A 7,392-nucleotide genomic window follows, 5' to 3' on the forward strand; every position below is an offset into this window, starting at 1 on the left:
TCGTCCGGGGGCAGGCTAGTGGTTTCTTGCATAGAGTTTTTCCTCTGTGAGTTTTTCGATGGCCTTGGTCGTCGTCATGCCGGCACGGGTGAGTTGCTGGATGCGCGCGAAGTCCTCGGCCTTCGTGGAATAGAGCGTGGCGGAGAAGGGGTCCACGATCAGACGATTGATCGCGATACCGTGCGGGCCCTTGATGGCCACTTCTGAATACTTGCCGTGGACGGTGTGGACCGACCGAAGCAGACGCTTCTTGTGCTCGTCCAAATACAGCTTGCCGTCGCTGGCGAGTTTTTCGATGGACTCTGCAGACTGAGCGAGCAGACAAATCCAGTCTGAGTTATCCAGCGCGGCCTTGGCGGCCGGAGAACGGTAATAATCCTCGATGTTCTGCGTCGCCGTGATGAAGGATCCGCCGTACTTCCTGACCCTTCTATATCCAGTTTCGATGAAGGAAGCGGCATTACCCGCGTTCGAAAACAGGTCCCAGGCTTCGTCGAGTACGCACACCTTCCTCTGGCTGCGGTCACCGAGATACATCGTCTGCTGAATCTGCATCATCACGATCAGCAAGACGACGCTCTGCAAATCGCGCTTCGATTTCAGTTCTTCGAGTTCAAGCGTAATCAGCGGCTTTTCGAACTGGATGCAGGTGCGCCCCTCGAAGAATCGGCTGTACACACCCTTGCGCGTGTAGGGGAAAAGCATGTGGCCAAGGTCGTTGGCACGCTCATCCTTGTGCCCAAGCAGCAATTCCGCAACGGCCGTGACTTCGCCATCCTTTTCGTACTCCTGCCACACTTTGCGGATAGCCTGCTCGACGTAGGAGTTTTCCAGGTCATCCGTGGGACGCGATGGCGAGGCCATCTGGCAGATCACGCTTTTGAGTAGGGGTAGTTCCTCATCAATGTCATTAACAAGCGGAAAGGGATTGATACAGATGTCCTTGTCCGCGCTGAACTCGATGAACTGTCCTCCCAGGACCTTTGTCGTGTTCATATAGCTGCGGCCGACGTCAATAATCCACGCACGGCCTCCGGTGCCCACTGTCGAGGTGACAACTTCGTTCAAGAAGAAACTCTTGCCGGCGCCAGACTTCGCGGACACTGCTACGTTGTAATTGCCTTGGTCGTTGTCGAAGAAATCGACGAAATTGATCTGACCGCGACGCCCGAACATCATCAGCGACGGGCTCGGTGTTCCTTTCCACTCACCGATCACCGGCATGGTGTTGACGGCATTCGACTGCAACTGCGTACGCAAGCTCATGTCCGTCTTGAGGTCGTCCGCCATGGACGGCGTAAACGATAGGGGCAGGCAAGACATCATGGTCGGAAACTGCATCATGCTAGCGCGTTCGAGCAGCCATCCCTTGGAACGGAACAGTGACTTGGCCATCTGCTCGATCCGGTCACCTTGGCCGAGTTCGGTGAAGACCGTCAGCGCATGGGTCATGCGGATGACGCTCTGCCCGCTGGCAATCGCCTTTTGAACGTGACGCCATTCCTCTGCCTGGTCCTTGAAGATTGGCACATACTTGGACAACTGCCCCTCGGCGTTCTGAACGGCGCGCGCCGCCTTGAAATCAAGGGTTCTCTTGAATATTTCCTGGTCAGGCACCTGTATGTTCAGCGTGAACAGGAATGGGCAAGGAATCTGCAGTACACCCTGAAACATGTCCCCGATCATGTCTGACATCCCGCCCAGCCAGAATTCGCGCGGGTAGCTTCGTATACGCAGAGAACGAACGGCCTTCTCGCCAATCACCATCCCGTCACGGTCGATAAGGACATGGTCCTCGGCAGAGGGGACCTGGGTACGAAGCAACCGCAGCGGGTCCCACTCAACCCTCCCGTCCGCTTTGCCGCCGGAAAGGATCTCGTCCATGAGGTTCAGAAAATCGTTGACTCCCATGTTGCGGTTCGGGATGCCGGCCGTCGAAAGCGTCGACGAAATGGAGTCGCGCGCGGAGTTCATCAGGTTGACGCCGTGTTCCGTCATCTCGCCCGGGAACATCACCGAAATGAACAATTGCAAGTCGCGGATCACGTAGGGGATCTCCGGAAAGAGGCTCTTCCCTGTTCCCTGCATGAGATATTCGACCCGGCGGCGCGACAGGGTCCGATAAACATTGTCCTCACGGCGTTCCGTGAAGATACTGTGTTCATCTTCGTGGCCACTGACACGCGCATTGGCCCACTTCTGCATCCACGGCCTGACATGTGGCGACCCATACATCAGAACCTGTATGCATGCGTTGTCGGGGAGGCCAAGCTCCATAATTGAGGAGAGGATGCGGCTCACTTCCTCGTTCGCGCCGGACAGAGGCACGCACTCGATGATGAAGCCAAAGCTGTCCTTGGGACGCTCGCCAGTCTTTTTGTCTTGAATCGAGGACACATTCACAAACGCGTTCGAATCAGGGTCGTAGCTTTCGTAGGGAAGCAGGTCGGCGAGCGTATAGTGCTGAAGGAATGCAGCCTGCTGGCTCAAGGAAGGCGGCATGTAGCCCGCCATCACGGACGGATCGGGCGTGTCGGCAGCCGAAGAAGGGCTTACGAACTCACGGATCTTATTCAGGATTTCCGCGGCGCCCATTTCATTTCTCCATCGACTGGGTTGCGCCGTCAAACGTGCCCTTTATCGCCCTGTTGGGCGCGGCAGACGCAGAAGGTGCCATCACCGGTTTCCTATCTTTCCCTTCGTTTTCCTCGCTCACGGGTGCTTTGTTCACCGGCGGGATGACCATGCGGATCCGCGAGGTCATTTCCAGTTGGTTCCGGTTCTGGCTCAGAAGCCAGCGGCCATCGTCCACGACCACATAGGCAAAGGACTGGTCGTGGAATACACGGTCTTGATCCTCCCAAGGCGCGTACCAGATGCGCAGCAGTCGAGGCTCGACGCGCAAAGGGGCACCTGGCTCTATCTTCGGCAAGTCGACGGGCTGGCCGGTCAGGAGCGTGGACCTATAGTCAGGGGGCTGATTGGCGTCCTTGCTGTCAGTCTTCTTGTCATCCTTGGAAGGCACTTTCGCTGGAGGAGGAAGTTTCCCGTTGGTGTCGTTATACGTTTCCTTGAGGCTCTGGCAGGTCACTCCATTCGGGAGTCCGCAGGCATAGTTGCCGTGGATGGTGCCGCAGCCCGACAGCGCGCCAACGCTTCCAAGCGACAGAAGGATGAGAGTTTTTTTGAGCATGGACTTCCCCTTACTTCGTCTTGGCGATCACAGCGGGCTTCACGTCTGGTGCGCTCGCCACCGGTGCGACTTCCACGTAGGTCGTGCCGAGCCACTGAGCAAGTTGCTTGGCCGGTCGCATACCTGGCACCAGTTCGCCATCCTCGCGAATGAGGGCAGGAGTACCTTGAAGGCCAAGCTTTTGGGCTAATGCAATGTTGCGTTCCACCACGCTGCTGTCGCAATCCCGTGTCTTGAAGCCTTTGTTGGCGATCGCGGAATCCCACGCCTTTTCACGATCTTCGGCACACCACACTGCCTTGGATTTCTCCAACGCCTTCGGATGCAAACCCGCAATGGGGTTCATGAACAGGTAGATCGTGACGTCGTTCAGCTTGGCCAGTTCGCCTTCTAGGCGCTTGCAGAACGGGCAATCCGGGTCGGAGAACACTGCCAACTTTTTCGAACCGTTCCCGCGTTTGATCGCGTCCTGTAGTGGCAAGTCGTTGAAACTAACCTTCGGCGCGGCTTTCTCGGCACGCCCAGCTGTCAAGTCGGTACCGGTGCGCGTGTCAAACACATGACCAACCAGGAGATACGGCAGGCCTTCCATCACGTAGGCCACATTCCGGCCCATGGCGAGTTCATAGAGGCCGGGAAACTCAGAAAGGCGAACCTCTTCGATCTTCGTCTTCGGGAAGGCCGCACGAATTTTGGCTGCGGTTTCCGCCGGAACCATGTCAGCGGCCACGGCCGAGCAGGAGAATGCAACCATCAAAGCGGTTGCTACGATGCCTTTTTTCATCAGGATTTCCTCTTTCCAAGTACGCCTTCCAGGGTGACTCCAGACGTGAACACCAAGTCCACTTGCCTCATGGCGTCGATTTCGATGACCGGCGCGGTCTGATCAGCCAATTTCAGGTAGTAGTCCGCAATTTTTTCCATGCCCGTTGAAAGACCTTGTGCCAGTCCGGTCTGAAGTGTCTTGCTTGGATCGGGTACGTTGGAGATGCCGATGCCGCTCGTCACGGTTGTTTGGTAGGACGCTGACAACCCCTTACCCAAGCCGGACAAGGTGCCTGCCAGCATTGCGCGGGCGATCATCTGGCCTTGCTTCTCCACAAGCCGGCCGCGCATTCCGGTTTTTCCGTCCTCACCAACGATGTAGCCCTTCACCTTTGCCTCGACCACCTGTCCATCATTCTGGACACAGCTAAGGGTCTCCGTTCTGATGTAGGCACGCTCGGAGGACATATCCCCGTAGGCCGCGCCGACAACAAGGCACTCCTTCACATTGCTCCGGAACTTGTTTGGCAGAATCGCCAGTTCCTTCAAACGAATCAGCACTGGATGTGGGTTGTTCTGGGAAGTGGTGGCGGCTGGTGCATCGACACCTCCCAGCAGAACGCCATGAACGAATGAACCTGCGGGAATGTAGGTCTCTGCATCAGCAACCTTTTTCTTGTCATCTTTGGCGCTGGCGCTGGCGCTGTCAGGATGACCCGGCGCACCACCAGGCGCGGTAGCTTGAGGACCGGCATCGATCTCGATGCGGAACACTCGCGATTCCGGAACAGGGCCCTGTCCTTGGCCCATCATGTTTCCGGCTTGAACCACGGCGGGTGCCTGCATGTCGCGAGCTGGTGCACCGTTTGCGCCGACCGGGGCATAGCTTCCGTCCGGAAGTTGGCTCGATGCCTCGCGGGAGGCGAGGAAACCACCGGGAGGAGGTGCAGAAGACGGACCACCTCGCGCATTAGGTGGCGCCACCTGAAACAGGTTGCGCACGGCAGCCTTCGCGTCGCGCGTCGGAGGCGGAGGCGGAAGGTTGCTTGGTGGCACCATTGCGCCATTGCGGTCAGGTGCGCCAGATACTGGCGGCAGTGGAGGCGGAGGTGGCAAGGAGGCCGAGTCTGCGTTCCGGCCCAGACGACCCGAATCAAGGTCGCGCCGCAACAGCTCCAGCTCACGCTTCATGTTGTCCTTGTCAGTCCGCAGTTCTTTCAGCTCGGCCTCGGACTTGGCTGTCCAGACCTCTTTGTCCGACAGCTGCTTACCAGCCACCATGAAGTCTTTCTTGACCTCCTGCTTGGCTCGCTCGGTGTATGCCGTGGGCTTGTTGCTGTTCATCATGATCATCGCGCTGATTACGCCGAGCAGGCCGAGCCCGCCGACCATCAAAAGAAGCTTTTGCTTGCGCTTCTGGGCTGATGGATCGGGAATGGAAGCGCGCGGGATATTGTTATTGGCCATCGCTGTTTACCTCACGAATCACGTAAACGCCAGTGGCCTGGTGGGGAAGCAGCGCATGGTTGTCGATGGCAATGGCCAACACACCCCGGCGCATGAATTCTTGCTCATCCAGGCGTAGTTCGCTGTCTGTGACGTTGACCAGGGTGTAGCGCTCGCCCACCAAGTAGTCGCCGCGCCATACGCGCTCAAGCCTCAGATCTGCCTCGCGCCAGATTGGCACACGGCTGGCAACTTCCTCGACCTCATAGCCTTGGCTATCGGGGTTGTTTGTTGCCATCGACACCATCAGGTCCTTGATCTCGGACTGATACGGGTCGTTCTTTTCTTTTTCCAGCGCCGTTTTGCTCGGCTGCTTGCTGACCAGCAGAATCGATTCACCGGGCACATCCTCCGCCGTCAGGATCAGCGAGTAGGTATGGCCCTGGTCGTCGGTGAGGAAGATGTTGATGGGCGCTACAATGGGCATGTCACCCAAGGGCCGCACAAAAATCTGGCCGATATCACGGTCAACCTGAATTTCGAAGTCGCCACGCGAGCCAACCACGGAGCGGATGCGCGCGCCGTCTACCGCGATGCGCGAAACCTCGTGCTTGGCGATTCTCGCACCCTGCGTGTCGCCGTCCTTCATCCGAAGCACCTGCTGGGCGAACGCGCCTTGCGCCACGAACGCGACAAGAACGGCCGAGAGAAGGATGGGTAAGAGTTTACTTTTCATGGATAACCTCATTGGGCAGCTTGGTCGGTCACGTTGTCGCCGATGCGGTCGAGCAGCTGGAATTTGTCCACGTAGAGCTTTCCAGAGTCGTACTTGAACTTGATGCTGTAATTCACAGCTTTTTCCGACGTGACCTTGTCACCGATGGTCGTGATCAGCCGGCCTTTCAAATTGGCTTCGGTCTTGTTGACGTGAATGTTGGCCGGGAAAAATGCCTGGGACGCGCCGTCACGGATCAGCTTGTCGGAGGCATATTCCAGTTCCGACTTCAATGCTCCATAGGCACCCGGCGCGACGTACTGCAACAGAAGTTGCTGGCGGTACTTCACGTTGTTCGGGTTGGCTGACAGCGCGAGGCCGGCGAAGTAGTCGGCCATCTGTTCGACGTATTCGGGAGAAATTTGGTCACCGTCCACCCAGAAGGTCTTGCTGACCACAGGTGGCGCGATGATCGTTTTTTCCGTGCCCTTGCCGATCACCATCAGGGTTGCGGCGAGAACGCATGAGGTCAGGCTTGCGAGAACGCCTACCTGCTGCCAGGTACGCTTGTCCGATTGGCTCTGGTCCAGAGCGCCTTTGTATTTGGCAAAAAGCATTTTTGATTACCCCACAATGTCGCGGATGTACGAGGGCGGAAACCGCTTGAAGCGGAAGAGCGTGTTGTGCGGCAGGTACCAGTAGCAGATTGCAGGGAGGAATCCCCGGCCGCGTGCTGCTTTGGTTTTCGCGATCACATAGGCCAGGAAAAAGCCAAGCAGAATGAAAATGATTAACTGCTTGGTGATAATGCCAACGCTGAGACCGCCCAGGATTCCCATGGCCTCGTCCATGTCCCAAATAAGAATCTTGGCCTGATCATCGAGGTGCGACGGAATGAAGTAGAAATCCTTGTCCCCCGTATTCATCGTTTCCTCCGATCAAATTAAGTTGAGTGGCCTTAGCGTTGGCACTAGAAAGGGGGTTGCCCCCCTTTCCGTAAACAAAGAAGGCTTAGATGGTGCCGGTAGCGATGCCGGTCAGAACGCCGGGGCCGAAGTTGGCGAACAGAGCGACCACGATGCCGATCACAGCGGGAGTCGCCGTGGCACGCGCGATGCCCATGCCCAGGCCGATGGCGAGGGACANGACGGCCATCAACGTACCCAGAGAACCGGCCAGCCAGTCGGTCATCACGGTGACGATCGGGGTGAAGGTGGTGTCAGCGCCGGCGAAGGCAGAACCGGCAACCAGCAGGGCGGGAACAGCAACAACA

The 7,392-nt window shown here is 57.5% G+C and carries 8 protein-coding genes; all 8 read right to left on the minus strand.

Annotated elements, in window-relative coordinates; all coding sequences use genetic code 11:
- Positions 1 to 15 precede the first annotated feature (15 nt).
- Positions 16 to 2,595 (minus strand): type IV secretion system protein TraC, encoded by a 2,580-nt coding sequence (gene traC, locus B059_RS0116710; protein ID WP_018079401.1) that lies wholly within the window; start codon positions 2,593 to 2,595, stop codon positions 16 to 18.
- Position 2,596: 1 nt separating this feature from the next.
- A complete protein-coding gene (gene traV, locus B059_RS19555) occupies positions 2,597 to 3,193 on the minus strand; it encodes a type IV conjugative transfer system lipoprotein TraV (RefSeq protein WP_018079402.1) in 597 nt (198 codons plus the stop codon).
- Between the two features lie 10 nt (positions 3,194 to 3,203).
- Positions 3,204 to 3,977, minus strand: coding sequence for a DsbC family protein (locus tag B059_RS19560; RefSeq protein WP_018079403.1), 774 nt, complete (start codon positions 3,975 to 3,977; stop codon positions 3,204 to 3,206).
- Positions 3,977 to 5,425 (minus strand): TraB/VirB10 family protein, encoded by a 1,449-nt coding sequence (locus tag B059_RS20075; protein ID WP_018079404.1) that lies wholly within the window; start codon positions 5,423 to 5,425, stop codon positions 3,977 to 3,979. Before B059_RS20075 ends, B059_RS19560 begins: the two co-directional genes overlap by 1 nt.
- Positions 5,415 to 6,140: a type-F conjugative transfer system secretin TraK gene (locus tag B059_RS0116730; protein ID WP_018079405.1), complete on the minus strand. Its 726-nt coding sequence runs from the start codon at positions 6,138 to 6,140 to the stop codon at positions 5,415 to 5,417. Before B059_RS0116730 ends, B059_RS20075 begins: the two co-directional genes overlap by 11 nt.
- An 8-nt stretch (positions 6,141 to 6,148) precedes the next feature.
- Positions 6,149 to 6,736 (minus strand): type IV conjugative transfer system protein TraE, encoded by a 588-nt coding sequence (gene traE / locus B059_RS0116735; RefSeq protein WP_018079406.1) that lies wholly within the window; start codon positions 6,734 to 6,736, stop codon positions 6,149 to 6,151.
- Between the two features lie 6 nt (positions 6,737 to 6,742).
- On the minus strand, positions 6,743 to 7,045 hold the full coding sequence (gene traL / locus B059_RS0116740) for a type IV conjugative transfer system protein TraL (protein WP_018079407.1): 303 nt from the start codon (positions 7,043 to 7,045) through the stop codon (positions 6,743 to 6,745).
- An 85-nt stretch (positions 7,046 to 7,130) separates the two neighbouring features.
- Positions 7,131 to 7,310, minus strand: a complete 180-nt coding sequence (locus B059_RS21705) for a hypothetical protein (RefSeq protein WP_473242997.1) — start codon at positions 7,308 to 7,310, stop codon at positions 7,131 to 7,133.
- Positions 7,311 to 7,392 lie beyond the last annotated feature (82 nt).

Origin of the sequence: Thiobacillus denitrificans DSM 12475 (assembly GCF_000376425.1) — a bacterium.
GTDB classification, from domain to species: Bacteria; Pseudomonadota; Gammaproteobacteria; order Burkholderiales; family Thiobacillaceae; genus Thiobacillus; species Thiobacillus denitrificans.

Excerpts from the sequence above, each read along its gene's own strand:
- traE (WP_018079406.1), bottom strand. The coding sequence starts at position 6,736 with ATGCTTTTTGCCAAATACAAAGGCGCTCTGGACCAGAGCCAATCGGAC.
- B059_RS20075 (WP_018079404.1), bottom strand. The coding sequence starts at position 5,425 with ATGGCCAATAACAATATCCCGCGCGCTTCCATTCCCGATCCATCAGCC.
- B059_RS19560 (WP_018079403.1), bottom strand. The coding sequence starts at position 3,977 with ATGAAAAAAGGCATCGTAGCAACCGCTTTGATGGTTGCATTCTCCTGC.
- traL (WP_018079407.1), bottom strand. The coding sequence starts at position 7,045 with ATGAATACGGGGGACAAGGATTTCTACTTCATTCCGTCGCACCTCGAT.
- B059_RS0116730 (WP_018079405.1), bottom strand. The coding sequence starts at position 6,140 with ATGAAAAGTAAACTCTTACCCATCCTTCTCTCGGCCGTTCTTGTCGCG.
- traV (WP_018079402.1), bottom strand. The coding sequence starts at position 3,193 with ATGCTCAAAAAAACTCTCATCCTTCTGTCGCTTGGAAGCGTTGGCGCG.
- traC (WP_018079401.1), bottom strand. The coding sequence starts at position 2,595 with ATGGGCGCCGCGGAAATCCTGAATAAGATCCGTGAGTTCGTAAGCCCT.